Source organism: Solibacillus isronensis (assembly GCF_900168685.1).
Taxonomy (GTDB): domain Bacteria; phylum Bacillota; class Bacilli; order Bacillales_A; family Planococcaceae; genus Solibacillus; species Solibacillus isronensis_A.
Window position 1 is genome coordinate 1 of record NZ_FVZN01000011.1, and the last position, 24867, is coordinate 24867.

Annotated in this window: 22 protein-coding genes and 1 rRNA gene; 10 read left to right on the forward strand and 13 right to left on the reverse strand. The window is 39.5% G+C overall.

The features are described from left to right. Positions 1–221, reverse strand: a 16S ribosomal RNA gene (locus B5473_RS04025); the annotation flags it as partial. 527 nt (positions 222–748) lie between these two features. On the opposite strand from B5473_RS04025, the gene B5473_RS04030 reads away from it, so the two are divergent. Then, complete coding sequence (locus tag B5473_RS04030; RefSeq protein WP_008409031.1) at positions 749–1138, forward strand: (deoxy)nucleoside triphosphate pyrophosphohydrolase; 390 nt, start codon at positions 749–751, stop codon at positions 1136–1138. A gap of 17 nt (positions 1139–1155) precedes the next feature. After that, complete coding sequence (locus B5473_RS04035) at positions 1156–4026, forward strand: DUF3427 domain-containing protein (RefSeq protein WP_079523785.1); 2871 nt, start codon at positions 1156–1158, stop codon at positions 4024–4026. Positions 4027–4078: 52 nt separating this feature from the next. Here B5473_RS04035 and B5473_RS04040 read toward each other — a convergent pair whose 3' ends face one another. Beyond that, positions 4079–4990, reverse strand: a complete 912-nt coding sequence (locus B5473_RS04040) for an HNH endonuclease (protein ID WP_079523786.1) — start codon at positions 4988–4990, stop codon at positions 4079–4081. A gap of 264 nt (positions 4991–5254) precedes the next feature. Here B5473_RS04040 and B5473_RS04045 point away from each other — a divergent pair, with 264 nt between their 5' ends. The 3 genes from B5473_RS04045 to B5473_RS04055 all read left to right on the forward strand — a co-directional run bounded on the left by B5473_RS04045 (position 5255) and on the right by B5473_RS04055 (position 8216). Next, a complete protein-coding gene (locus B5473_RS04045) occupies positions 5255–6958 on the forward strand; it encodes an ABC transporter ATP-binding protein (RefSeq protein ID WP_079523787.1) in 1704 nt (567 codons plus the stop codon). Positions 6959–7030: 72 nt separating this feature from the next. Then, on the forward strand, positions 7031–7948 hold the full coding sequence (locus B5473_RS04050) for a dipeptidase (protein WP_079523788.1): 918 nt from the start codon (positions 7031–7033) through the stop codon (positions 7946–7948). Between the two features lie 70 nt (positions 7949–8018). Next, positions 8019–8216 carry a YwbE family protein gene (locus B5473_RS04055; protein ID WP_079523789.1) on the forward strand — a complete coding sequence of 66 codons (198 nt, stop codon included), beginning with the start codon at positions 8019–8021 and terminating at the stop codon, positions 8214–8216. A 74-nt stretch (positions 8217–8290) separates the two neighbouring features. Here B5473_RS04055 and B5473_RS04060 read toward each other — a convergent pair whose 3' ends face one another. Next, complete coding sequence (locus B5473_RS04060) at positions 8291–8644, reverse strand: VOC family protein (RefSeq protein ID WP_079523790.1); 354 nt, start codon at positions 8642–8644, stop codon at positions 8291–8293. 496 nt (positions 8645–9140) lie between these two features. Between B5473_RS04060 and B5473_RS04065 the strand changes: the two genes are divergently transcribed. Then, complete coding sequence (locus B5473_RS04065; RefSeq protein ID WP_079523791.1) at positions 9141–9533, forward strand: DoxX family protein; 393 nt, start codon at positions 9141–9143, stop codon at positions 9531–9533. An 83-nt stretch (positions 9534–9616) separates the two neighbouring features. Here B5473_RS04065 and B5473_RS04070 read toward each other — a convergent pair whose 3' ends face one another. From B5473_RS04070 to B5473_RS04090, 5 genes are all read right to left on the reverse strand, one after another. Next, positions 9617–10642 carry a M14 family zinc carboxypeptidase gene (locus B5473_RS04070; protein WP_079523792.1) on the reverse strand — a complete coding sequence of 342 codons (1026 nt, stop codon included), beginning with the start codon at positions 10640–10642 and terminating at the stop codon, positions 9617–9619. Between the two features lie 272 nt (positions 10643–10914). Beyond that, complete coding sequence (locus tag B5473_RS04075) at positions 10915–11547, reverse strand: 3-oxoacid CoA-transferase subunit B (RefSeq protein WP_079523793.1); 633 nt, start codon at positions 11545–11547, stop codon at positions 10915–10917. Beyond that, on the reverse strand, positions 11547–12245 hold the full coding sequence (locus B5473_RS04080) for a CoA transferase subunit A (protein WP_079523794.1): 699 nt from the start codon (positions 12243–12245) through the stop codon (positions 11547–11549). Before B5473_RS04080 ends, B5473_RS04075 begins: the two co-directional genes overlap by 1 nt. Before the next feature lie 225 nt (positions 12246–12470). Next, positions 12471–12746 (reverse strand): hypothetical protein, encoded by a 276-nt coding sequence (locus B5473_RS04085; RefSeq protein ID WP_079523795.1) that lies wholly within the window; start codon positions 12744–12746, stop codon positions 12471–12473. Next, complete coding sequence (locus B5473_RS04090) at positions 12730–13356, reverse strand: general stress protein (protein ID WP_079523796.1); 627 nt, start codon at positions 13354–13356, stop codon at positions 12730–12732. The genes B5473_RS04085 and B5473_RS04090 overlap by 17 nt, the downstream gene beginning before the upstream one ends. Positions 13357–13590: 234 nt before the next feature. Here B5473_RS04090 and B5473_RS04095 point away from each other — a divergent pair, with 234 nt between their 5' ends. Beyond that, entirely contained in the window at positions 13591–13995 is a 405-nt protein-coding gene (locus B5473_RS04095) for an MFS transporter permease (RefSeq protein ID WP_079523797.1), read from the forward strand. 60 nt (positions 13996–14055) lie between these two features. Here B5473_RS04095 and B5473_RS04100 read toward each other — a convergent pair whose 3' ends face one another. The 4 genes from B5473_RS04100 to B5473_RS04115 all read right to left on the reverse strand — a co-directional run bounded on the left by B5473_RS04100 (position 14056) and on the right by B5473_RS04115 (position 18134). After that, positions 14056–14583, reverse strand: a complete 528-nt coding sequence (locus B5473_RS04100) for a hypothetical protein (RefSeq protein ID WP_079523798.1) — start codon at positions 14581–14583, stop codon at positions 14056–14058. Between the two features lie 128 nt (positions 14584–14711). Beyond that, positions 14712–16655: a methyl-accepting chemotaxis protein gene (locus B5473_RS04105; RefSeq protein ID WP_254865238.1), complete on the reverse strand. Its 1944-nt coding sequence runs from the start codon at positions 16653–16655 to the stop codon at positions 14712–14714. A gap of 240 nt (positions 16656–16895) precedes the next feature. Next, the gene (locus B5473_RS04110; protein ID WP_079523800.1) at positions 16896–17459 is read right to left on the reverse strand and encodes a nitroreductase family protein; all 564 of its coding nucleotides are present in this window, start codon (positions 17457–17459) and stop codon (positions 16896–16898) included. A gap of 180 nt (positions 17460–17639) precedes the next feature. Then, the gene (locus tag B5473_RS04115) at positions 17640–18134 is read right to left on the reverse strand and encodes an amidase domain-containing protein (protein ID WP_439848466.1); all 495 of its coding nucleotides are present in this window, start codon (positions 18132–18134) and stop codon (positions 17640–17642) included. 143 nt (positions 18135–18277) lie between these two features. Here B5473_RS04115 and B5473_RS04120 point away from each other — a divergent pair, with 143 nt between their 5' ends. After that, entirely contained in the window at positions 18278–19300 is a 1023-nt protein-coding gene (locus B5473_RS04120; protein WP_079523801.1) for a DUF2804 domain-containing protein, read from the forward strand. 21 nt (positions 19301–19321) lie between these two features. Continuing rightward, positions 19322–21544, forward strand: coding sequence for an RNA polymerase recycling motor HelD (gene helD, locus B5473_RS04125; protein WP_079523802.1), 2223 nt, complete (start codon positions 19322–19324; stop codon positions 21542–21544). A 109-nt stretch (positions 21545–21653) separates the two neighbouring features. Here the strand turns inward: helD and B5473_RS04130 are convergent, their stop codons facing one another. Continuing rightward, complete coding sequence (locus tag B5473_RS04130) at positions 21654–22529, reverse strand: GNAT family N-acetyltransferase (protein ID WP_079523803.1); 876 nt, start codon at positions 22527–22529, stop codon at positions 21654–21656. Positions 22530–22838: 309 nt separating this feature from the next. Here B5473_RS04130 and B5473_RS04135 point away from each other — a divergent pair, with 309 nt between their 5' ends. Beyond that, positions 22839–24842: a sensor domain-containing protein gene (locus B5473_RS04135; protein WP_079523804.1), complete on the forward strand. Its 2004-nt coding sequence runs from the start codon at positions 22839–22841 to the stop codon at positions 24840–24842. Positions 24843–24867 lie beyond the last annotated feature (25 nt).

A 24867-nucleotide genomic window follows, 5' to 3' on the forward strand; every position in this document is an offset into this window, starting at 1 on the left:
ACCGTCTTTCAACTTCAAAACATGTGTTAAAAAGTATTATTCGGTATTAGCCCCGGTTTCCCGGAGTTATCCCAATCTATAAGGTAGGTTACCCACGTGTTACTCACCCGTCCGCCGCTAAAATTTTAAAGGTGCAAGCACCAATAAAATTTCCGCTCGACTTGCATGTATTAGGCACGCCGCCAGCGTTCGTCCTGAGCCAGGATCAAACTCTCCATAAAAGTAGTTTGAAAGCTCATTTGCTTTGCTAGCGATCCAACTTCGTTAGAAGTTGAAATCTATTGTTTGCTTCATTTAAGAAGCTTGTTTCATTAACGTTGCTTGTTCAGTTTTCAAGGTTCATTTTGTTTCGTTTGTCGCGGTAACTCCCGGCGACTTGTATAACTATACATCCATTTCTATTAAACGTCAACAGTTTTAAAAAACTTTTTTCATCTTTTTTATTTACCTCTATTTTCTTCCTATTATATGTATCCATAAAATAATTTGAAATCATCTGTTGAAACTCACTTAATCCGTTTCTTCATCAGCTAATTTTAGTTAATAAATAAGTTCTTAGCTCTAAAACATTCATCATAAGGAGGAAAGTGAATTCTATCATTTTGAATACAGCACTTGGTTGAAGGGAAAGTAATAAATCAAAAAAGGAGGATTAGGGATTCATTTGAGATGAAAAATTTAATTGGCGGCAAATTCTTCCCTGATCGGCTATATTATAGAGAGGATAATTAGATAGGATGGATGTAATATGAAAAAACAAGTACATGTAGTTGGAGCTATTATCGAAAACGATAAACAGGAAATTTACTGTGCACAACGTAGCCCTCAAATGTCATTACCAAACTATTGGGAGTTTCCAGGTGGAAAGATTGAAAAAGATGAGACACCGCAACAAGCGTTAAAACGTGAAATTTTAGAAGAATTCACTTGTGAAATTGCTGTAGGTGAAAAAGTGGAAGATACAACATATGATTACGGTACGTTTATCGTTCGTCTTGAAACATATATGGCGAAAATTGTGAATGGAACACCAGTTGCTTTAGAGCACTCTAATACGAAGTGGGTAAAACGTACATCACTCAATGAACTAGACTTTGCCCCAGCAGATATTCCCGCAGTTGAAAAATTATTAAAATAATTAAAGGTGGTGCTTTTATGGAACAGTTAATTAAAAAACTTGAAGCCTCTTTACATAAAGGGTTTATCAATCAATCAAAGGCCGCCTCATCACAATTTAAACCGAAATTATTATCCAATAAAGCACATGAAAATGTCCTTTCATCACTTTTACAAGAAATGAAAACATGTAAAACATTCACCTTTTCTGTGGCATTTATTACTGAAGGCGGATTGGCGACAATCAAAACAATGCTATATGACCTTGAGAGAAAAGGCATTCGCGGACGCATTTTGACCTCTACTTTTTTAAGCTTTAACCAACCAAAAATGTTTAGAGAGCTACTCAAATTAACGAATGTAGAAGTTCGCGTTACTGATGTAAAAGGCTTTCACTCAAAAGGCTATATTTTCGAGCATGACCAACATTATTCATTGATAGTTGGGAGCTCTAACTTAACGGATAGTGCATTGAAGGCAAATTTTGAATGGAATGTTTATTTAACATCTCTTGAAAATGGTGAAGTTATTCACCATTTCAAAAATCAATTTGAACAGCAATGGAACAGTGCGATGCCATTAAATGACGAATGGATCGCGCAATATCAAATCAATTATGAGAAGCCAGAATTTAATAATAAAGTAGCCTCTCCTCCTTTATATATAACGAATCCATTAAAAGAAAGTTTAAAAATACAGCCTAATAAAATGCAAACAGCCGCGCTTGAACAGTTAAAGCTCCTTCGTCAAAGTGGTGCAAACCGTGGTCTCATTATTTCAGCAACTGGGACAGGTAAAACCTATTTATCTGCGTTTGACGTTCGAAATGCTGCACCAAAACGCATGCTCTTCGTCGTGCACCGCGAACAAATTTTGAAGAAAGCGATGCAAGATTTTCGCAATATTTTATTAGGTGACCCTCAAGATTATGGGATTTTATCAGGAAATTCAAAGGATCTAAATGCACGTTATTTATTTGCAACGGTCCAGACTATTTCACGTGACCCTTATTTACAACAGTTTGCTAAAGATCATTTTGACTACATTTTAATTGATGAAGTTCACCGAGCAGGTGCGGAATCGTATTTAAAAATTATGAATTACTTTAAACCCCAATTCCTATTAGGGATGACGGCTACACCGGAACGTACAGATAATTTCAATATCTATGAACTATTTGACTATAATGTGGCGTATGAAATACGTCTTCAAGCAGCATTAGAAGAAGAAATGCTCTGCCCCTTCCACTATTTTGGTGTGACGGATTATGAGCTTGATGGTGAGCTCATCGATGAAACAGCAGATTTACAAAAGTTAGTTCATCGTGAACGAATTGACCATATTATTGAAAAAATTTCTTATTACGGATTTTCTGGGGATCGCGTTCGTGGATTAATGTTTTGCAGTACAAAGGAAGAAGCTCGTACCCTATCCAACCTCCTGAATATGCGCGGATATAAAACGACTGCATTGACCGGAGATCACTCTCAAGAAGAACGCGAAGAAGCCATTGCTAAATTAGAAAATGGTGAGCTGGAATATATTTTAACAGTAGATATTTTTAACGAAGGTATCGATATTCCTTTCATTAACCAAATTGTAATGCTTCGCCAGACACAATCTAGCATCATCTTCATTCAGCAGCTTGGTCGTGGATTACGGAAGCATGATGTAAAAGAATATGTAACGATCATTGATTTTATCGGCAACTACAAAAATAACTATTTAATTCCGATTGCCCTATCTGGTGATAAGTCGATGAACAAAGATAATGTTCGCCGCAACACAGTAAACACGGATTATATTCAAGGGGTTTCAACAATTAATTTTGAGGAAATCGCGAAGAAGCAAATTTTTGAAGCGATAAATAACGCTAATTTATCGACATTAAAAATGTTAAAGGATAGCTATTCTGAGCTTAAAAATCGGATTGGACGTATTCCGATGCTTAAGGATTTTATTGAACAAAATTCGTTAGATCCCGAAGTCATTATTAGCTACACTCCTACCTATTATGAGTTTTTATTGAAAATGAAAGAAAATATCTCCTCAATTACCGATTATGAAAAATCTGTCCTCGCATTAATAGGGAAGGACTTTTTATCAGGGAAAAGAATTCATGAAATTTTATTATTACAGCTTCTTTTAGAAGAAGAATCTATTTCAGAAAAAAGCTATCTTGCAGCATTGCAAGCTCATAATGCTTATATTCATAAAGGTACAATTGAAGGCATTGAAAATGTGTTTTCTTTAAACTTTTTCGTAGAGGCTGACAATAAAAAATTCGGAAATAAACCGTTAATTATTAAATCAAATTCATACTATATGTTTAATGAGGAATTGCAACTATCACTTCGAGATGAAAATTTCAAACAGTACTTCGTTGATTTACTTGAATGTGCCTTTATGAAAAACAAACAATTCAATAATCACGAACCATTTAAACTATACGAAAAATACTCTCGCCGTGAAGTATGTCGCTTACTAGACTGGGAAAAGAACGAGGAAGGAACATTAAATGGTGGTCGTCCGAAAAATGGAGATTTCCCTATTTTCGTAAATTATCATAAAAATGATGAAAACGATCTTGAAACAAACTATATGGATGAATTTTTATCAGACGATACATTTAAATGGTGTTCAACAAAAAATCGATATATCGATAAATCAAAGGAAATGCAAATTCTTATTCACTCTGTTGAAAACGGGACAAACGTTTACCTGTTTGTAAAAAAAGACAATGGTGAAGGTAAAGATTTCTATTACCTTGGTCGATGTGCTGTAAACCCAAGCACTGCAAAGCCTGAAAGAATTTTGGATAAAGGAAAATATTATCCTGTCGTTACAATGGAAATGGTACTGGAACAACCAATCCAATACGACATCTACCACTATTTAGTAGAGGAATAAAATAAAGCAAGGTGTAGCCCAAGTTTTGGTCACACCTTGCTTTTTCTATTGATTATCCTTTACCTCTAAATATCTCCCGCTTATGCCACTTAAAATACTTCTTATTCTCTTCCACTCTGGCAACGCGCATTTTCTCATGAATGCCGTATTTCACATAATCCATCTGGTCAATTTCAGAGGAAATATGAATTTTTCCTGTTCCATCAAATGCGATATAGCCTTGGTCATATAGTGCATCATGGTTATGACAAAGCAGAATACCGTTGTATGGATCAAGTCGCTCATCATTTGTTGCGTCTTTCCACGGTTTTGAATGGCTGGCGCGTAATAAACCAGGTAAAGAAATGCCGCATAGTGCACATTGATTGTCCCATAGCGGCATCAGTTGCTTTCTAAATTTTTGCTGACCTTTACGGATTTTCACCTTTGCTTCCGCTTCTGTTTCAATTAATACAGGGGCCAATGTATTGCGTTCTTTTTGCGCAATGAGCCCCATAGCAAATTCCAGCTGTTTTTCATTTTCCTCATAAATATTCGCATCACTCATAAGCTCCAGCAGCTTGATTGCAAGCATTTCATTACATGGATATAAAAAGCCTTGATTGCCGTCACCATTATGTTGGAATGGTGAATATTTGACTGGGAGCAGTGGCTGGATTTCATCAAAATGTTCTTTTATCGAAATTGGAAAGTGAAGCTCCTCATAAACTGCCGGAAATAGATGTCCCACTACGCCTGATTGATCAAAAGGATTTACCCCTTCCCCGCAATCTTCCTGCGCGGTACTGATGGCAACAATTTCCCCTTTCACACAGTGAAAAATCGCATCGCCCTTCTTTATTTCCTTCATTCGCTCCCAAGAATGTGGTGTTTGTCCACTATTGTCTAAAATTGAGCACCATACGACCTGCTTTTCCTTCGCCTCATCGTATGTACGCCCTTGCATTACAATGTAAAAATTCATACGTACACCTTCGCTTCTTTGCTTTCTTTTAGTGTACCATTTCTTTTTTCTTATCATAACTAACATGCCTTATAAATAAAATCTCACTTTCATAATCTTGTCTCCAAATCCTTCAACGAGATTAAATTTCAATTTTCTCCATCCCCCACTATTTCGCCTCTCGAAAAGCTCCCAAAAAATGTTATAATCCCAGTAAGAATCATTTTCACTACTATTACAACCGGTTGCACTCAGTTTTGAGTTGTTTAACAGAAAGGACTAGAAATGCTAGCAAGATTTTTTACGTATTATAAGCCGCATAAGCGATTGTTCATTATCGATTTCTCGTGTGCGGTATTTGTGGCCGTCTTGGAATTGCTGTTCCCGATGGCTGTGCAATGGTTTATCGATGATCTGCTCCCGACGAACGACTGGGGCATGATTACGAAAATCAGTGCGCTTCTTTTACTGACGTATATTTTAAGTACAGGCATGAACTTTGTCGTCAACTATTTGGGGCATAAGCTTGGGGTCAATATTGAAACCGATATGCGCCAGCAGCTGTTCAATCATGTGCAGCGCCAGCCTTATACGTTTTTCGATAATATGAAAACAGGTCATTTAATGAGTCGTATTACGAATGACTTATTCGATATCGGGGAGTTTGCGCATCATGGTCCGGAAGATTTGTTCATCGCAATGATGACATTCATCGGGGCGTTTACGATTATGTTCAATATTAACGCGACCCTTGCGACGATTATCCTGATTTTCGTTCCGTTTCTGATTGCGGTCATGTATTGGAGCAATAGACGAATGAAAAAAGGCTGGAGCGTTATGTACACTGAAATCGCAAACGTCAATGGCCGTGTGGAAGACAGCTTCTCAGGTATTCGCGTCGTGAAATCATTTACAAATGAAGAATTCGAAACGAACCGCTTCAAAGATCAGAATGCCTTATTCCGTAAAGCGAAAATTTACGCATACAAAGTAATGGCCGGCACACATTCAAGCATTTATATTTTAACTCGTTTACTGACGTTACTTGTTCTTGTCGTCGGGGCATGGCTTTCATTTAACGACGACCTTTCAGCCGGGGAGTTCGCGAGCTTTATTTTATTTACGAATGTATTAATTAGACCAATCGATAAAATCAGTGCATTGCTTGAAATGTATCCAAAAGGAATGGCAGGCTTTAAACGTTTCTGCGATCTGATTGACCAGGAACCAACGATTGTCGACCGTCCAAATGCGATTGATGTTGATCATTTAAATGGCGATATTGAATTTAAAAATGTCGACTTCAAATATGCGGACAGCAAGCAAGTACTGAACAACCTATCATTTAAAGTAGAAGCAGGAAAAACGGTTGCCTTTGTCGGTCCATCGGGTTCAGGGAAAACGACGATCAGTGCGCTCATCCCCCGCTTTTATGATATTACGGGCGGTGCGATTACAATCGACGGGCACGATATCCGCGATTTAACACAGCATTCGCTGCGTAAACAAATCGGAACAGTACAGCAGGATGTATTTTTATTTACAGGTACTATTCGTGAAAATATCGAATATGGTAAATTAGGCGCGAGCTTCGAGGATATTAAAGCAGCAGCCGAGCAGGCAAACTTGCTAGAATTTATCGAGAATTTACCAGATGGGTTCGAAACGGAAATCGGTGAACGTGGTCTGAAATTATCGGGCGGTCAAAAGCAGCGCCTTGCGATTGCGCGCATGTTCCTAAAAAACCCGCCAATTTTAATATTGGACGAGGCAACTTCTGCCCTTGATACAGCTACTGAACGGATTATCCAGCAGTCATTGAATGATTTGGCGAAAAACCGTACGACGTTGATCATTGCACACCGTTTAGCGACAATTCGTGATGCGGATTATATTTTCGTTGTCACACCAAATGGAATTGAAGAGCAAGGCACATATGAAGAGCTTGTCGCAAAAGGCGGTATTTTTGCAGGGCTACATCATGCATAAAAACTAAAATTAAAATGAGGTGGATGATTGCGGTCATTCACCTTTTTTCACCAAAATGGAGGGGGTTCTTTAATGAGTTTTCCAGTAATTGATTTACATTGTGATGCATTATGGCGCATGCAGCAGGACGGCCATCGGTTTAATGATGGTCTGCTTGATGTAAATGCAGATAAACTGCTTGCAGGAAATGTAATGGCACAGGCGTTTGCGATTTATGTTTATCCAACGTTAACATTGGAGGAAAAACGGGCCGCTGCTTTCAAACAAATTGCACACTTTCAGAAGGAAGTGCTAAGTGAACAAGTTGTGCATATTAAAAAGTGGACAGATTTTGAGAAACTTCAGCCGGGACAAACTGGCGCTTTTTTAACGATTGAAGGCGTCGATTTTTTCGGAGGCGATATTGATTTTTGGCATCAATTCCGAGAGCTAGGCGTGTTGTCGATCGGGCTTACATGGAATTACTCTAACGAAGCTGCAGACGGTTTACATAGTACATCACAGATTGGCGTCACACCGTTTGGTAAAGAAATCATTAAGTTAAATAATGAGCACCGGCTGTTCACCGATGTCACCCACCTGCATGAACGAAGCTTTTGGGATGTCATCCAGCATGCCGATTATGTAATTGCTTCTCATTCAAATGCCATGGCTGTTTGCAACCATGAGCGCAATTTGAACGATGTACAAATTAAAGCGATGATTGAAAAAAATGCGCTGATTCATGTAGTGTACTATCCTGAATTTATCAACGGTACAAACACAGCAAGCATGACGGACTTGATTCGTCATATTGACTATATTTGCTCGCTTGGCGGGAAGCATTTGATTGGTCTTGGATCCGATTTTGATGGAATCGATGCGAAGATTCCCCACCTTGAACATTCTGGAATGCATCAAAATCTTATTAATGAGCTGTTAAAGCATTACAGTGAACAGGACGTGCGTGGTTTTGCATCTGCGAATTTCTTGAAGCATTTGCCGAAATAGGCTGTAACGTCGGGTCCTCCTCGGTTTCGTGCTATACTAGAGAAACTTATGAATGAGAGGACGTTTTACTATGAACGGCAAAAACCGAAGCGATGTCTATCCAGGCTTGGAAGTGGATATCGTACTGAAACAAGACCAGCGTACAGGCAAAACAACACGCGGAATCGTAAAAGACTTACTGACAAACAGCAGCTCCCATCCCCACGGCATTAAAGTACGCTTAGCTGACGGACAAATTGGCCGTGTGTGTCAGACGTATCCGAAGTAAGGGTAAAAGCAAAAGTACTTCACACCTATATTCTAGGCGGTGGAGTTCTTTTGCTTTTTTCTCAACAACTCCCATTAACATTGGCAAATCATTAAAATATTCCCATCCGGATCTTTGAAATTAAAATAGTGGTTATTTTCAATATCTGTAATCAACTCAACGCCCTTGTTCCTCATAAAATGAAATGCCTCTTGGATGTTTTCCGTATTTAGGTGGAACGCCGGTATTTTAAATACACTGTCCTCTGAATAAATTTTGCTATCTAACACAATTCCTGTACCTTCCATAGGCAGAACATAAAGATGACCAAACTGAATTTCACCCTCTGCTTTCACCCCTAAAATCTCGCAGTACCAATCCCTCGCGTTTTCAATATTACTTACCGGAATAAAGATTGTGCCAACCTGTTTTAAGATAGGATTAACCATAAAACACCTGCCTTTTTAAAGTTTGAGTTTATTAAATATTCGGCATAAATGATATGATGTCCTCCCCTCATTGTCATACTCGTTCCTACACTAAATGGATGTAATTGATGTGCAATGCACATGTGTGGATTGCGCTTCATTTTCTTTTACAATTAATATCCCTCAATTTCTATTTGAACTCTTACTCTTTAAAAACTTAAAAATAGTACTGCCGACTAAAAACTTAATAATAATTGCCATAAACAGGTATTCAATTTTTCAGGTAAAATAAATAAGCAACCGAATTTCTCCCCAAAAAACATTTATTTCTATCGAAAGTGTTTACTTTGCTTTTATTTACACTTAAATCATTGAAATATATAGATTACTTTATTAAACTAGGTTACGAAAAGTAATCAAAGAGGGTGTGACCTACTTTATTGTAGATCACTTTATTTTTATTCTTATACTTACTTTTAATAAGCAATTTACAAAAAGTTATTAGGAGGAGTTTATTATGACAAAACAACAATGGGCATCATTACTTGTTCGAGTGGTGTTTGGTTTTATGTTCTTTTACCATGGATTTGTTAAGTTTCAAGGAGGAATCGAGAATACAGCAGGTTACTTCGAATCACTTGGTTTAATGAGTGGTCTTGCATTTGTAGTGGCAATCATCGAATTAGTTGGTGGTTTATTATTGATCCTTGGACTTGGTACTCGGATAATTGGTGCAATATTTGCAGTGATTATGATTGGTGCAATCTTCACAGCAAAACTTTCACTTGGATTATTTGGTGACGGTACTTACGCTGGATATGAACTAGAAGTGGTTTACGTAGCACTAGGTATTTATTTCATATTTGCTGACCGTTCTCCATTATCACTTGATGCTAAATTAATGAACTAAGCAGATTAATTGAACATAGCAAAGGAGCAAGAGATGTCCATAAGTAGACTCTCTTGCTCCTTTTTTGCACATTGTTTTTTACTTTATTTTTGTGTATCCAATGTATCCCAGAAACTGATATCTGCAGTTTCAATTGAACGATCTGCTATTGCTTGAACCGCAGCATCAAGTGTTGTAATCGTTTGTTTGATTAAATAACCATTACTTTTTTGACCAATAACTGCCGATTCATTGAAGTGATCGGACATTCCGCGCATTTCAAATAGAAGTGTAGCAATATCATATTGAACTGCGGCGCCATTACGGCCGATATTCTCACCATTGCCGCCATTATATTTCGCTAAATGACCCCACCCAGTAGAATCAACAGCATTAAATACAACAGCTCCCAATTTCTTCGATTTCTCTAATACTTCCGGTTTCACATTACCATTCGTAGGATAAAGCATAGATCCTGACACTAATTTCCCGTCTCGTCTTGCTTGAGTACCTTGGTGATGCAGGTCAATCATGTAGTCAATATCATATTTTTGTAAGACATTTTTATGAAGAGCCTGTGTTTCCGGGTGCACTTTATCAACATGATCACGATTTAAGTCTGCCCCTACTGCATTGTATCGTGTTAAATTACGTCCTCCGTCAGCGATATAATCATCTAGAGAAAAGTCAACATCTCCCATCGCACCATCTGCATTCAACATAGGCACAATAAGAATATTGACCTTATCAAGAACGCCCTTTGTTTTACCTGTGCCAAGATGCTTGATAAACTCCAATGCGCCTTCTGTAGTTAATTGTTCATTACCGTGCTGTTGCGTCAAAAATAGGATTGTTGGGTTGTTTGGATTTGTAATATATTTTGCCAAGTAAATATCTCGTTTTTTTACAGTTTGACCGATCACTTCAAGCTGCATAGCATCCTGTTTTGCGTCTTGCTTTTTAAGATAATCTACCATTTCATCGTAAGTATATAGGATTGACGTTTGAATCGATTCATTTCCACCATAGTTCGGACCTTCACCGACAGCATAGGCAGTTAATGAAGCTGGTGCCACAGCTCCCAGTGCCAAAATGCCAGTTAAGGATAGTGCTAACGCTTTCTTTTTCATAAGACCCCTCCATCACTTTAATTTTCAAAATTATTAAAATAATAATTTATACTTTAAGAATATCCATCAATTCTATAATCGTATATAGAGGGAATCTATCAATTTACTTGCATCCGAGGTAGAACGTTTGTTTTAATTTTCCATTAATGGTGTATATTTATTTACTCATTATTTCTCTGTTGTTTACAGTTTTTATAGAGTAAAAGTCACTTAGCTGTTGTAGGGAAATTAAAAAATGCACAAAAAGCTCAGCTGCTTTTTGCGCATTATACTTACAGTTTCACATCAAACATAGCCTCTGTTTTTTCCTGCACTTCCTCTAGTGTCACTCCATCCTGAAGTTCCACTAGCTGCATTTTGCCATCTTGAAAATTAAAGACCGCCAAATCGGTAATTAACCGATGAACGACATTTTTGCCTGTCAACGGCAATGAGCATTCTCGTTTAACTTTCGACTCACCATATTTGTTCGTATGTTCCATAATGACGATGACCTTTTTTACGCCGACAACTAAGTCCATTGCCCCGCCCATCCCTTTTACTACTTTTCCGGGAATCATCCAGTTGGCCAAGTCCCCCTCTTCCGAGACTTCCATTCCACCGAGAATCGCCAAATCAATATGCCCGCCGCGAATCATCGCAAAGCTTTCCGCACTATCAAAAAATGTCGCACCTACTTTTGCTGTGACCGTTTCCTTCCCGGCATTGATCAGATCTGCATCGACTTCTGTTTCTGTTGGGTACGGCCCAATTCCGAGCAGTCCGTTTTCCGACTGCAGCATCACATTATAATGCTCAGGAATTTCATTGGCGATTAGAGTTGGCATGCCGATACCTAAATTTACATATGTTCCATCCTGTATTTCCTTCACTGCGCGTCGGATAATTTTCATGCGTGCATCCATTATGCTTCCTCCCTTACAGTGCGGCGTTCAATGCGTTTTTCAAAAGACTCGCTATGGACAATATGCTGCACATAAATGCCTGGCAGATGAATTTCGTCCGGATCCAGTTCGCCTGTTTCGACAAGCTGCTCCACTTCGACAATCGTCACTTTACCTGCTGTCGCACAAAGCGGGTTAAAATTACGCGATGTTTTACGGAAAACGAGATTTCCGGAGCGATCGGCTTTCCATGCTTTCACAAGCGCAAAATCCCCTGTAATCGCACGTTCAAGCAAGTATGTTTTGCCGTCGAACTCCTTTGTCTCTTTCCCCTCAGCGATTGGCGTACCAACACCTGTTGCCGTATAAAATCCCGGTATGCCCGCACCGCCAGCACGAATGCGTTCTGCTAATGTGCCTTGTGGTGTTAATTCAACTTCTAGCTCGCCATTTAAGAATTGCTGTTCGAATGTTTTATTTTCCCCTACATATGAAGCGATGACTTTTGTGATCTGCTTGTCTTGCAATAAAACACCGAGCCCGAAATCATCGACGCCGCAGTTATTGCTGACAACCGTCAGATTTTTTGTTCCTTTATCTTTTACAGCTTGAATTAGATTTTCCGGAATACCGCATAACCCGAATCCCCCCACTAATAATACAGCTCCATCGTCTATTGCCTGAATCGCCTGTTGTACAGAAGCTACTACTTTGTCCATGTCCTTATCCCCTTTCACATCCATACAAAATATTCTATAAAAAGACGAAATTCCCTTTAAAAATCTGTTTTTCTATTTTCCGTTGGCAGTTTGGCTTGGTGCGTTTTCTAATAAACTTTGAAATGTTCTAATATATTTTTATTTGTTCTAATAAACAGCCGGTTTTCTAATATATTACGAAGATGTTCAAATAAGTCCCCGCTTTGTTCTAATATCCTCGACGCATTATCTAATATCGGCCGCCGTTGTTCTAATAATCCGCTCCATTGTTCTAATAAAACCCGATGCCCTTCTTCCCCTGCCCCTGATGCGGGAAAAACTACAGACTTCTTGCCAAGGAGACCGCCGATTTTCTAATAAACTCCCTAGACTTTCTAATAACACCCCCACTTCTTCTAATAACCCACTCCATTGTTCTAATAAATTGCGCCACCCCCCACATAAAAAAGCCAAACCGCCCTTAAAGAACAGTCTGACTTTCCTTTTAATTTTGCTTTTCATGCGGAGCTTGGTAAATCCCTATTTCCTTTGTATTCGGGTCGCGAACAATACGTTGATCGTCTTTTAACGGAATAATATCCGGATCGTCCACATCACTGCTGCGGCCAAAATCTCCTGCAACACTTGTATTCGGTAATGCTTCATACTTTTTTTCAGGCTCAAATGGTACAGGACGTTCATCCATTACCTCTTTATTAATGAGGTTCGATGGATTGGAACGGTTTGTAATCCAATCATCGAGTGTATGGCCTGTCCAATCTTCTTCATCAAATGGGTCGGTACCTGTTATCAGCAGTTTCCCGCCATCTTCAATGATTTTTTCGTATTCAAGCCGCTTGTTTTCCGGTAAACCGAGGCGGCGAATTTTCTCTTCAATTGGCGATTCTTTCGTCAATGCTGTTTTTAATATACTGCGGACACCATTTGTTGTAATAAGCGACACTTGCTGATCACGTGCGATGGAGTGAAATTCATCTACATCCTTTGTTAAAAGGTAAATATGTGTACCTTCCAATTCATTGTCCGGTCTACGTAATTCCTGGAGTTTTTCTAGCAATTCCTGTTTCGTATAGGCAACATCAATTTTCTGTTTCGGCTCATCAAAAAACATTTGCATCCCTCCATTAAATTATTCGTAAGTACCTTTTCCCCATCTCCCCTATACAAAACTTATTTTAAAATAGCATGCAAACGAGAAACCCTTTCCTCCCTTAAGATAGAAACATTTTTTCAACTCTCCACTCAACACCTTGAAATATTCTGTTGATTGCTTCATATACCGATTCATTTTAAACTAAATACAGTAATCAACAAGTTGTTCAATACTTTTCAGGAGGAATTATATATGAGTAAAAAATCCAAAATTATTTTAGCTGCTTCACTAGCCATTATTGCTTTTATGATTGGAAAAGCGTTTATTTTAGATGAGTCCAGCAAGATGTATTTGGTCATGTTCTCTTTTGTCGGATTAGGGTTAGCTATGCTGCGTCTCTTTATTAATGGGATGATCAAAAAGATGAAAGGTAAGCCTGTCGGAGTAAAAATGTTATTCTTTGCTGTTCTGCTTGGCTGCGGTATCCCATTCCAAAACTGGTTCCGTACAGATATCCTGCTTTCGATGAACCGCGAATATTTAGTGCCTTGTATTATCGTAACTGTTGCCAGCGTATTTTTCATGACGGTCCTTTCCGGCTTAATATCTCAGCGTAAACGCGCACCTAAATTAGACGTTCAAGAAATGGCAATATAAAAATAACGAAATCCCGTTACAAAACTAATAAAGCTTTGTAACGGGATTTTTCCTCTTATATCAAGTTAGCGTTTCGATTTTTTCATAAATTTCTTTCAGCATAATATCATAACGATTCCCGCTTAAATAAAAATTGCAAACATAGATACCACTTTTCCTCTTTGCCAATTCATCCTCTACCGGCATTTCATTATGTAAATAAAGCGTTGAATGTGAACCATTTATCAGATTTTGAAAATGCAGTGTATCGTACGTTATATTTTCTTTAGTAAAAGCAAAATGCCCTTTCGCTGCATCATAATAAACGATCGGAATAAGTGCCTCCTCATAAACCTTAATATATTCATCCCGAGAAGCTTGTCCAAATACTGTTGGCGTAATAAAAAGTGCATTAAATTGTAAAGCTGAATCCGTAACCACTTCTTCAAGTGCCTCGAATGTAATTTCTACAATTTCTATATTGGTATTGTATTGATCTTGGAACTCCCCTAAAACAGCAATTTTTAACGGCATCCCCTCATACGCGACTATTTCCTCCGAACACCCTGCTAATAATAGAAGCCCGAGCAGAAATAATACTTTTTTCATGTATATCTCATCCTTTCTTAGATGAATTGTATACTAGGTTGCTGTCAATCCTTCTAAATTATTCGTCAGGGAATAATTTAAGGAGCTGCCGACAAGATGCGGCAACTCCTTTTCGTTTTTCATCAACATTACACTTTATATTCTTTGACAATAGCATCCAACTTCTCGGCCAATTCAGCAAGCTGCTCTGTCGTTGCCGCAACACTTTCCATCGTGGTACTTGTTTGAACAACTGTAGCCGTCGTTTCTTCTACGCTAGCTGTTGTTTCCTCAGTAATCGCCGAAATTTCCTGCATGGAATCATTGATTTCCTGCCCTTGCTTGCTCATCGATTGTAGCTGAACAAGTACTTGCTTCATAAACTGATCCATTTGCAGTACAGAGCGTTCGATTTCTTTAAACGTTTCGGCAGTAACAGCAAGCTGCTCTGAACCTGCTTCAACTGTTGTAAAGCCTTGCTGTAATGAATGACTTAATTCTTTTGTTCCGTACTGAATTGTACCGACAATCGTTGTAATTTCCGTTACCGATTTGCCCACTTGTTCGGCAAGTTTTCGTACTTCCTCGGCTACAACGGCAAATCCCTTTCCATGTTCGCCTGCACGAGCTGCCTCGATGGATGCATTTAAGGCTAGTAGATTTGTCTGATTGGCCACATCTTCAATGATTTTGACAAATGACGAAATTTGGCCAACATGCTGGCCTAAATCCCCCATCTTTTCAATCGCTGTATGCATCATTCCATGAATTTGTTCCATCTGTCTATTTGAAGTTCCCATCATTTTTGCACCTTCTGATGATAGGGAAAGAACGTTATGCGATAGCATCCCAAGCTCCGTTCCTTGCTCAGTCGTTTCCTTTAATGTATGAGAAAAATCCGTTACCGCTTCGTACACTTCCGAAATCTCATTTGTTTGCGTCTCAATGCCGCGCGACAGTGCTTCCATCGTTTCGGCAATCGCCAGTGCACCTGTGGAGACTTCATTTGTCGATTGGGCAAGCATTGTACTTTGAGCTGATACATCGCTTGATGCAGAAGAAACTTCCGCGATTGTCCCGTGCAGATTTTCCTGCATAACTTTTATATCCGTCATTAACCGTCCAATTTCATCTTGTCGACCATGGTCATCCATACGCTGTGTCAAATCACCTTTACTTAGCATATGCATCAATTGCGAAGTGTGGAAAATCGGCTTTGTTAAGGAGCGACTATAGAATAATGCAACAAGGACAGCAAGAAATATTGTGGTGATTAAAATTATAACACTCATGTTAATCATGCTGGCCATCGCGACTTGCGATTTTTCTATACTTTGTACGATATGTATTCCGCCGATAACTGAAGTAGCAGCAGGATCCCTCATTGGTAAAAAGCTTTCGATTATTTGCTTGTCATCATTTTTCAGTCGTTTTGACTTTCCGGCCAATACATCCGAAACCGCCTCACCAGTTAGTTTCATTCCGATATTTGCTTGCTCTGATGATTCGACAATTTCACCCTCCCCATCAAGAAGTTGAAGCGACATACCTGGGAATAGATTTTGCACTTCTGCAATAAACTCATTGCCAAGGCCTATTTGCAATGTTCCAGCGATTTGTCCATTTACCTTAATCGGGGCAAACGCTCGTACAGCTAACCCACTTGAACCATACTCAAACCCGCTGAAAGCATTTCCTTCAAGTGCACCTTGAATTGCAGAAATATCAGACTTATCATCCCCGAACTTTGCTGGGTTATGACCTCTTAAATACACCGTGCCCTTTTCATCGCCGATTTCCATGACTGCCAGTTTATGCTGTGCTTTTAATTTGTTAAATAATGCTTCACCATCAGACTGAACAGCAGCACGATCCTTATTCATCAGCAATTGCTGAATTTCCTGATCTCTTGCATACAGCTCGACCAAATATTGCAGATCAGCTGCGGTTTGTTCAAAATATCGGGTAACACCTAGTTCGATTTCATTTTGCTGATCATATTGAACATCTTCGAAGCTGTTTGACGTCGCAAAATAATTGTACGTAACCATCGTAAAAACAGGAATAATTCCAACTAATAACAAAATTATCATTAGCCGGGTTTTTAAACTTTTAAATTGCATAATAACTCCTTTGGTGAAATCTCTCCGTATTCTTGAATAAATTCCTCATCTATATTTTTTTATACAACATTCAATTCTATTATGTAATTATCTCGAATTCAAATTAAGTGCGGGTAAATAATATTACACAGTTGCAATATTAAGTAGCTACTTACGGTTGCCATAAAAAATGCACAAGGAAATCACTGTTTCCCCATGCATTTAATCCTGCTATTGACCAAATTCCGTTACGAATTCAGAAAGCTCTTTACGTACTCTTACATTTGGCACATTATCGTAATAACCGAACTGGAACATCGAAATGACACGCTCATGTGGCTGTGCGTTTAATGCTTCCCGGAATTTCGGGTTGTCTAAGAAGCCCGGTGTTTTCCAGCACGTGCCGATGCCTTTTTCCCATGCCAGCAGTTGCACATTTTGCAAATAGCAAGCGGCTGCCGCATAGTCTTCCAATCGTTCTTTTTGACGAACATCTTCTGTCACAAGCACAAATGCATACGCACCGGCCAATGTGAATTTTTTCATTTGTATTTCAAGCGCATCTTCTGAAAGCTCCTGCCATTTCGGAACTGCAAGGTCTCGAAGCAGTTCATGTACTTTTGGCAGCTGCTCCTCTGCACCTACTACAATGCGCCATGGCTGACGGTTGCCGTGATTCGGTGCCCATTTTGCATCATCTAGAATTTCCATTACCGCCTTTTTGTCAACTTGTTGTCCGTTAAACAGTTTAATCGAACGGCGTTGTAATACTGCGTCTCTTACTGATAAAGTCATCGCCAAATCCTCCTTCAATTACTACTATTACATTAGCATGAATGATCTACATTTAACATATTACAGTGAGGATATCCTTTTAAAAAGGTTCATTATGAGGCAGGTTACCACAACTCGGTTAAGGAACGAGTTAAACAGGCGTGAAAACTCCGCTTATTCCTTTCCTCTCCCTAAACTTACTCAAAACTCATCTTCAATATGGTAATAATAGTACTGCATGTTCGGAGTATAGGCAGTGGAATCTTCATACGTATAAAGGCGGTCACTGCTGTTGGAGGTATGAGCATTTACATACGGAACCCCCTGCTCAATTCGCGTCACAATTGTACTGTGATCTATACGGCCATCCCCCGTAAAATCGTAAAAAATGAGATCCCCGAGTTCCAGTTCACTTGCAGAGTTTACCCTTGTTGCGCGTAAGCCTTGTGTGGACGTTTCCAAATACCAGCGAAGGGAGTGTGCAACAGACCAGCTATAACTCCAGCGCTCCGGTTGTCCGATCATCCACCAGCCTTGCCCTCGATTCGGTGCCCCTCGCATTGGAGCCCCTCCAGCACGTAAACATTGGGAAATAAAGTTCGTACAGTCATCCCGAAATACCGGATATTCAGGATTAAAGCTGTCCCACCATCTATTTGCATAAGCAACAGCAGCCATCCGATTATAAGCAGGCAACGATCTTCTCCTTTTTTCACAGCGTATGTCGAGTACTTTCTAATTATGAAAGAGTTGTGAATGTAGAGCAAAAATCCCCTGTTTTTGTAAATCTTTGATACAATTATTTTATTGAAATTATGAAACGGTTAGGGGGAATTATGATGACACAACATGCAGAAAGGGAAATTTTTCTTCCTATAGCCCTTTGCGATAAAAAAGGTAATTTAAATCCGGAAGCAATCGGTTTTGCACGTAGACCTATAATCGACAGTAATTTGTCAGGGCATTTTATGCGCAAGAAAAAATGGAATTACTGGTGTGTATATGGTGAGGAAATTTTATTTTCCGTGACAATCAGTCATATGGATTACGCGGCTGTATGCTTTGTTTATTTCCTCGAATACGAAACACAACGTTACTTTGAAAAAACAATTTTAATTCCGCTTGGGGCAAAAGTAAAAATGCCGACACAAGTGCTGGAAACAATTCAATATAAAAATTCTGAAATGTCCATTCAACTTACATACTTCAACCGCGAGACCCATTTAACAGTGACCGCGCCTGATTTTGACGGGGACCCATTACATGCAGAGTTGACGATTGCACACCCGAAAGACGATGACTCCCTCAATGTAGTCATTCCATGGAATCGTCGAACATTCCAATTCACGGCGAAACATCACACGTTACCAACTACTGGAACTGTAAAAATCGGGAACCGCACGTTCACGTTCACACCTGAAGAAAGCTTTGCTGTCCTCGATTATGGCCGCGGTGTATGGCCTCGGGAAGCAACTTGGAACTGGGGCATGGCATCACAGCGCGTACGTGGGCAGCGGATTGGGTTAAACTTTGGCGGTAAATGGACAGATGGAACAGGCATGACCGAAAATGCTATCTTTATCGACGGTGAAATGGCGAAAATTCATGAAGATGTTTTATTTCACTATGATCGCACTAATTTCATGCATCCGTGGACGATCAAAACGAAATTTAGCGGACGCGTCAACTTAACTTTCACGCCATTTTTTGAACGTGTGGCAGAAACGAATGCGAAACTCATCGTTTCCTCTGTCCATCAGATGGTCGGTTATTACGATGGATTTATTCAACTCGACGATGGCAAAACACTGCATATCCAGCAAATGCTTGGCTGCATTGAAGAACATGTTGCAAAGTGGTAACGCGTTAGGGGGAAAAATTTAATGACTGCTCAGGATTTTAAGCAGGAACAACAGCGTCTGCACGAAACGATCCATTATATGGACCAGATTTTAAATAGCTCGAAAAAAGATATTGAAACGGCACAGGAAAATATCCGTACTGCGATGGCCAATGTGGAATATTTGGACTCCAGTGACAGCTTCCTGAATATTTTAATGAATACACGTTTTTTCGAGCTTGCCCGTAATCAAAAAGAAGGGTTGGAAGCGATTCGGCAAAAACCGTATTTTGCGCGAATCCATTTCCAGCGTGAAAACGAAAACGAGGAGTTTCTTTATATCGGAAAGACTTCACTTTTTCATAGTGAGACCCATGAACCGATTATTGTTGACTGGCGCTCCCCTGTCGCAAATGTCTATTACGATGGCCGCCTTGGCGATATTTCTTATGATGTCCGGGATGAAACACATTCCGGTCATTTGTTTGCCAAGCGCCAGTATAAAATTGAAAACGGCGAGCTGATCAACTTTCGCGACGTCGATTTAACAACAAATGATGAGCTCCTGCAAGAAGCGCTGGAAGGAAAAGCCGATGTCCGGTTAACTGAAATCGTCTCCACTATCCAGAAAGAACAAAATGAAATTATTCGCGCACATCTACGTCAGCCAATCCTTGTACAAGGTGCAGCAGGTTCAGGGAAAACAACGATTGCCCTGCACCGGATTTCTTATTTCCTTTATACAATGGGCGAGCATTTCAATCCTGAACAGTTGATGATTCTTGCACCAAACCGGTTATTTATCGACTATATTGCCGATGTATTACCGGAACTTGGCGTCGATAAAATTTGCCAAACAACGTATGCGCAATATGTACTTGATGCACTGAATCTGAAACTGAAACTGCAAAATCCGAATGAACAGCTCGAGCAGCTCATTGCGAACCCTTCCGTACAGCAAGAGAGTGCTCTGATAGCGAAAACAAAAGGCAGTCCATTTTATGAGCTTATGATGAACCGCTATATCGAGCACCATGAACAGAAGCTTGCTTTATTGTTTGATGATGTATTTATTGAAAAATACCGCATTATGAAGGGCGAACATTTACGAAAGCTGTTTTTGGTGGAATTTCATTATATGCCTGTCGAAAAACGGCTTGAACGCATTAAAAAGGTTATTCAAACAGAGGTGAAGCGGAAAACGGCAGCAGTGCTCGCGACATTGAATACGCGCTATGAAGATGCAATAGGCCGTGCACTGAGTGGTATGCGTGACGCAGACAAACGCCGTCGTACAGTCACAAAGCTCATTGATGAACGGGATGCCCGCATTCCAAAAATTAAGCAGGAAGCAAAATCCGTTGCAACAGTCTATATGAAAAAATTCCAGAAAGTAAAAGTGAAACAGATGTACCGTGAGCTTTTGACGAATCGCGCATTGCTGGGTGAAGTTGCTCCTGAATGGCCTTTGGAAGAAGTCGCACATTTTATAAAAGCGCATCAGAAAGAACGTTGGGTGCTGGAGGATTTGGCGGCCCTTTACTTTTTACAGGCTAAAATTAAAGGTATCGATGACAAGTGGAAAATGCGCGTCGTTTTTATCGATGAGGTACAGGATTACAGCTATTTTCAACTTGCTGCACTAAAAGCGGGCCTTGAAACGGATATGTTCACAATGGTTGGCGATCTTGCACAAGGAATCCATAGCTACCGGTCCCTGACAGAGTGGCAGCCGGTACTCTCTCTATTCCCGCGCGCAACGTATGCAACACTGCAAAAAAGTTACCGAACAACAATTGAAATTATGGATGTTGCCAATGAAATTCTGATGCAGATGGATGAAGATTTACCACTTGTTGAACCTGTTGTCCGTCATGGGAAAATACCAGAATTTATTGCCGCCGAAAGTTTTGATGCGGCTATAATTCAAGACGTGCTTGTAAAAATCCGCGACAATCAGCATCAATCCATTGCACTCATTTGTAAAACGACTGATGAAACCGTTCAGTTAATAGAACAGCTTGAAAACTCGGATATCCCTGCTCAGCTGCTCGATGAAAATTCAGCAATCGATCAGCAAAAGCTTCTTGTTATTCCAAGTCACTTGGCAAAAGGCTTAGAGTTTGATGCAGTTATTCTCACGTCATTTGACACACCTTATGATGATAATCCGCTTGACCGGAAACTGCTCTATGTTGCCTTAACCCGTGCCATGCATGAGCTTTATCTAATCGGTCCATCGAAAGAGGCTTTTTTGATGAAGTGAGTAAGGTACTAACTTAAAAGCACCAATCGCAGTTATGCAATGCGATTGGTGCTTTATTTTTAGTGATAAATGAGTCGAACGTTTACTTTGTAAGCACTTGAATTACCGCCTACAATCCAATATAAATGTAATAATCAAGCTGGGATGACTTCATAAAGCCGGCTTTTTCGTATACATGAAGGGCTGCCATATTTTCTACTTCCACATCGAGTAAAATTGTCTTGTCACCTGAACGGAGCGAATAATCTTTCACTAAATTTAAAATCTGAGTGCCAATCCCTTGGCGTTGTCTCTTCGGGGAAACCGCAAATGCCGTAATCCATTGCACTTCGCCTTCTTTGCGGGTCGTCACTGTTCCAACAACTTCACCATCAATTTCAGCTGTCCACATGACTAGGCCTTCAGTCGTTGTATTAAATTCGATTAGTTCCAATGATTCCTCACGAATATCGCCGAATGCATCACTGAAAATCGCGACAAGTGCTTCTGTGTCCTTTTGCATAAACGGGCGTAAAGTAACAGGCCCCTCTTTTTGCAGAACTTCTGCACGGGCTTCCAATGTTGCTTCAGAAAAACTGTATAAATACCCGTTCTTTTGAAGAAATTCTTTGCCGTAATGTGAGCCTTCCACGATTAATGCAAGCTCCCCTTCACTTTCACGCATCGCCAATCCTTCTTTCAGCACGTTCAATATTGCCGTACCAATTCCAAGTTGACGATACATCGGTGCAACGAGCATCGACCATTCATACGTATTTAATCCCATCAAATCGACTGCAGTACCTGCTCCGACCAGCAAATTCTTTTCATCATCATATACAAGTACATAAAATCCCCGCATATCATAGCTTTTCGCTATCGGTAAATTCATGACTTGATTTAATAGTACGCCATCACAAACGGCCGCTGTTTTACATAATTTCTGTACTTCTTCATATGTTTCTTCATCTAAAGGAAACGACACTGTTATTGCCGATAAATTCATTCTTTCTACTCCAATTCTAACTACTATAATTTCTTTATTTTAGTAAAGCTATCGAAATAACGCAATACTCGCGCATGAATCCGTTCAATTTATCTTTCCACAAATATTATTTCCGTTAAAAATAAAATAACTTCATGATACAATTTTTCTAGTAAAGATGCATAAATTTAACTACTTATTACCCAATAATAAGGTATAATAATCCTATGCGTGATTATTTTTCACAAATAAAAATTCATCTTAAATGACTAAACTATGTTATTTAATTATAATTGCAATATGAATTAATTAATTAAGGAGACTTAACTTATGACAAAAGAACAAATCTATTCTACTAGTACTGAGCCACTACTAGATACCCCTTTTCCTTCTTTTGTACTTTTACCTAATGGTACACTCGTTCATGGAAATCTCCGTCAATTAGACTATCCAACACAAGAGACAAAAGAACTAATTGGAAATTCCATACACGACACGCTATTTTCAGAAGTAGGTGACTACGTCATTGAATCCATTTTAACAAGTTCGGTAACGTTATGTTTGCACAACATTCCTCTTTCACTGAAAGGTCAATCTTCCAAAACTTGCACTCTTTATACGAAGCCGACTGTCTATGGAAAAAAGGAAGCAATTTTTGTTCTTTGTATTCCAAATGAAGAAGTTCGTTTAATGGATGAAGAACAGCAGCATTTAGTCGACCTTAAAAACGGGATCCACCAATCATTCATGACCGTTACACTTGACCAGGACGGCTTTATTACTCAAACAAATCAGCCATTCTTAACAGCAAGCCGCTGGACACCAAAACGGGTCATCGGGAAAACATTGTGGCAATTGTTCCCGCAAAATCCCGAATCAGAAAAAGTTGTCCTGGAAATTTGGAAAACGTTGCAAAACGGACAAGTTTGGCAAGGTGAAGTTGAGAAATTGACAAAGGATGAGCAGCTTTACTGGGTACATTTAACAGCGATTCCGATGATGGGCCAAACATCTGAAAAGAACGAGTATTTACTGATTGAGCGGAATATTACAAAAGAGAAAAAGATTCAGTTCCAGCTGGAGAAAATCGCATATATCGATACAGAAACTGGAATGATGAATGTCCACCGTCTGGAAAAAATCATTGGGGAAATGATTGAAGAAGAGCGCCATTTTTCATTCGTTTACTTAAGTATCGATAAGTTTTATACAATTAAGGATTTACATGATGGCGTAGCCGGAAATTCACTTATCTTAGAATTTACGAAACGCATGAAAATGTATTTCCAAGATAGTACGATGGCTCGGATTAATGAAAGTGAATTTGTCGTAATTACACCATTACCAGAATGGTTTACACAAGGTTTCCTGAATTATTTACAGCAAAATCCAATCTACAGCGGTAACGTAGCAGTTCCACTTTCATTAAGCGGCGGGATTACACGCTTCCCGGAAGATCAAATGACATTCTCTCAATTAATGAAGGCTTCATTGGCTACGATCGCTTCTGTACGCAGTGCGGGCGGTGACAGCATCGTCTCATTATCAAAATCCTCACATGCTGCATTAAACCGTAGATCAATTGTTGAAAAACGATTACTGCTTGCATTAGATCAGAAAAACCTGCATGTTCTATACCAGCCTCAACTAGATTTAAGAAGCGGTAAAATTACTGCTGTCGAAGCATTAGTCCGTTGGGATGATGAAGAAATCGGCGCTGTATCACCTGATGAACTGATCCCTATCGCGGAGGAGACAGGTCTCATTAATAATATTGGTTCGTTTATGCTGGAAAAAGCATGTGAACAAGCGGTCCTATGGAAAAATGCGGGCCACCCGATTAAAGTTAGCATCAACTCTTCTGTACGCGAGTTTCGTGATAAAAATATGGCCAAGTCCATTTTGGAAACACTTGACCGTACCGGGTGTCCGGCAAATTTACTACAAATTGAAATTACCGAAAAGTTTGCATTGGAAGCTGAAGCTGAAACAGGCATTATTAAGCAAATGCGTACACTTGAAAATGAAGGTATTGTCTTTGCGCTTGATGACTTCGGTACAGGTTACGGCTCGTTCCGTTACATGCAGCTTCTGCCAATTTCAATTTTAAAAATTGACCAGACATTTATCCGCTCGCTGAAATCGGAAAAAAACCAGCAGCTCGTAAACGGTATGGTACAGCTAGGAAAATCAATGAATCTGACAGTCGTTGCAGAAGGTGTAGAAACTGAAGAACAAATGCAGTTCCTGACAGGCATCGGCTGTGAGGTCATCCAAGGTTACTTCGTAAGCAAACCAAGCTCTACAGAAGAAATTTCTTCGTTATTAGGATAAATAAAAGCTCGTAAGGCAACTGATG

Excerpts from the sequence above, each read along its gene's own strand:
- B5473_RS04055 (WP_079523789.1), top strand. The coding sequence starts at position 8,019 with ATGAACGGCAAAAACCGAAGCGATGTCTATCCAGGCTTGGAAGTGGAT.
- B5473_RS04080 (WP_079523794.1), bottom strand. The coding sequence starts at position 12,245 with ATGGACAAAGTAGTAGCTTCTGTACAACAGGCGATTCAGGCAATAGAC.
- B5473_RS04030 (WP_008409031.1), top strand. The coding sequence starts at position 749 with ATGAAAAAACAAGTACATGTAGTTGGAGCTATTATCGAAAACGATAAA.
- B5473_RS04110 (WP_079523800.1), bottom strand. The coding sequence starts at position 17,459 with ATGACTTTATCAGTAAGAGACGCAGTATTACAACGCCGTTCGATTAAA.
- B5473_RS04065 (WP_079523791.1), top strand. The coding sequence starts at position 9,141 with ATGACAAAACAACAATGGGCATCATTACTTGTTCGAGTGGTGTTTGGT.
- B5473_RS04070 (WP_079523792.1), bottom strand. The coding sequence starts at position 10,642 with ATGAAAAAGAAAGCGTTAGCACTATCCTTAACTGGCATTTTGGCACTG.
- B5473_RS04095 (WP_079523797.1), top strand. The coding sequence starts at position 13,591 with ATGAGTAAAAAATCCAAAATTATTTTAGCTGCTTCACTAGCCATTATT.
- B5473_RS04050 (WP_079523788.1), top strand. The coding sequence starts at position 7,031 with ATGAGTTTTCCAGTAATTGATTTACATTGTGATGCATTATGGCGCATG.
- B5473_RS04090 (WP_079523796.1), bottom strand. The coding sequence starts at position 13,356 with ATGTTTTTTGATGAGCCGAAACAGAAAATTGATGTTGCCTATACGAAA.
- B5473_RS04105 (WP_254865238.1), bottom strand. The coding sequence starts at position 16,655 with ATGATAATTTTGTTATTAGTTGGAATTATTCCTGTTTTTACGATGGTT.
- B5473_RS04085 (WP_079523795.1), bottom strand. The coding sequence starts at position 12,746 with ATGAAAAGCAAAATTAAAAGGAAAGTCAGACTGTTCTTTAAGGGCGGT.
- B5473_RS04120 (WP_079523801.1), top strand. The coding sequence starts at position 18,278 with ATGACACAACATGCAGAAAGGGAAATTTTTCTTCCTATAGCCCTTTGC.
- B5473_RS04135 (WP_079523804.1), top strand. The coding sequence starts at position 22,839 with ATGACAAAAGAACAAATCTATTCTACTAGTACTGAGCCACTACTAGAT.
- B5473_RS04045 (WP_079523787.1), top strand. The coding sequence starts at position 5,255 with ATGCTAGCAAGATTTTTTACGTATTATAAGCCGCATAAGCGATTGTTC.
- B5473_RS04130 (WP_079523803.1), bottom strand. The coding sequence starts at position 22,529 with ATGAATTTATCGGCAATAACAGTGTCGTTTCCTTTAGATGAAGAAACA.
- B5473_RS04040 (WP_079523786.1), bottom strand. The coding sequence starts at position 4,990 with ATGAATTTTTACATTGTAATGCAAGGGCGTACATACGATGAGGCGAAG.
- B5473_RS04060 (WP_079523790.1), bottom strand. The coding sequence starts at position 8,644 with ATGGTTAATCCTATCTTAAAACAGGTTGGCACAATCTTTATTCCGGTA.
- B5473_RS04100 (WP_079523798.1), bottom strand. The coding sequence starts at position 14,583 with ATGAAAAAAGTATTATTTCTGCTCGGGCTTCTATTATTAGCAGGGTGT.
- helD (WP_079523802.1), top strand. The coding sequence starts at position 19,322 with ATGACTGCTCAGGATTTTAAGCAGGAACAACAGCGTCTGCACGAAACG.
- B5473_RS04035 (WP_079523785.1), top strand. The coding sequence starts at position 1,156 with ATGGAACAGTTAATTAAAAAACTTGAAGCCTCTTTACATAAAGGGTTT.
- B5473_RS04075 (WP_079523793.1), bottom strand. The coding sequence starts at position 11,547 with ATGGATGCACGCATGAAAATTATCCGACGCGCAGTGAAGGAAATACAG.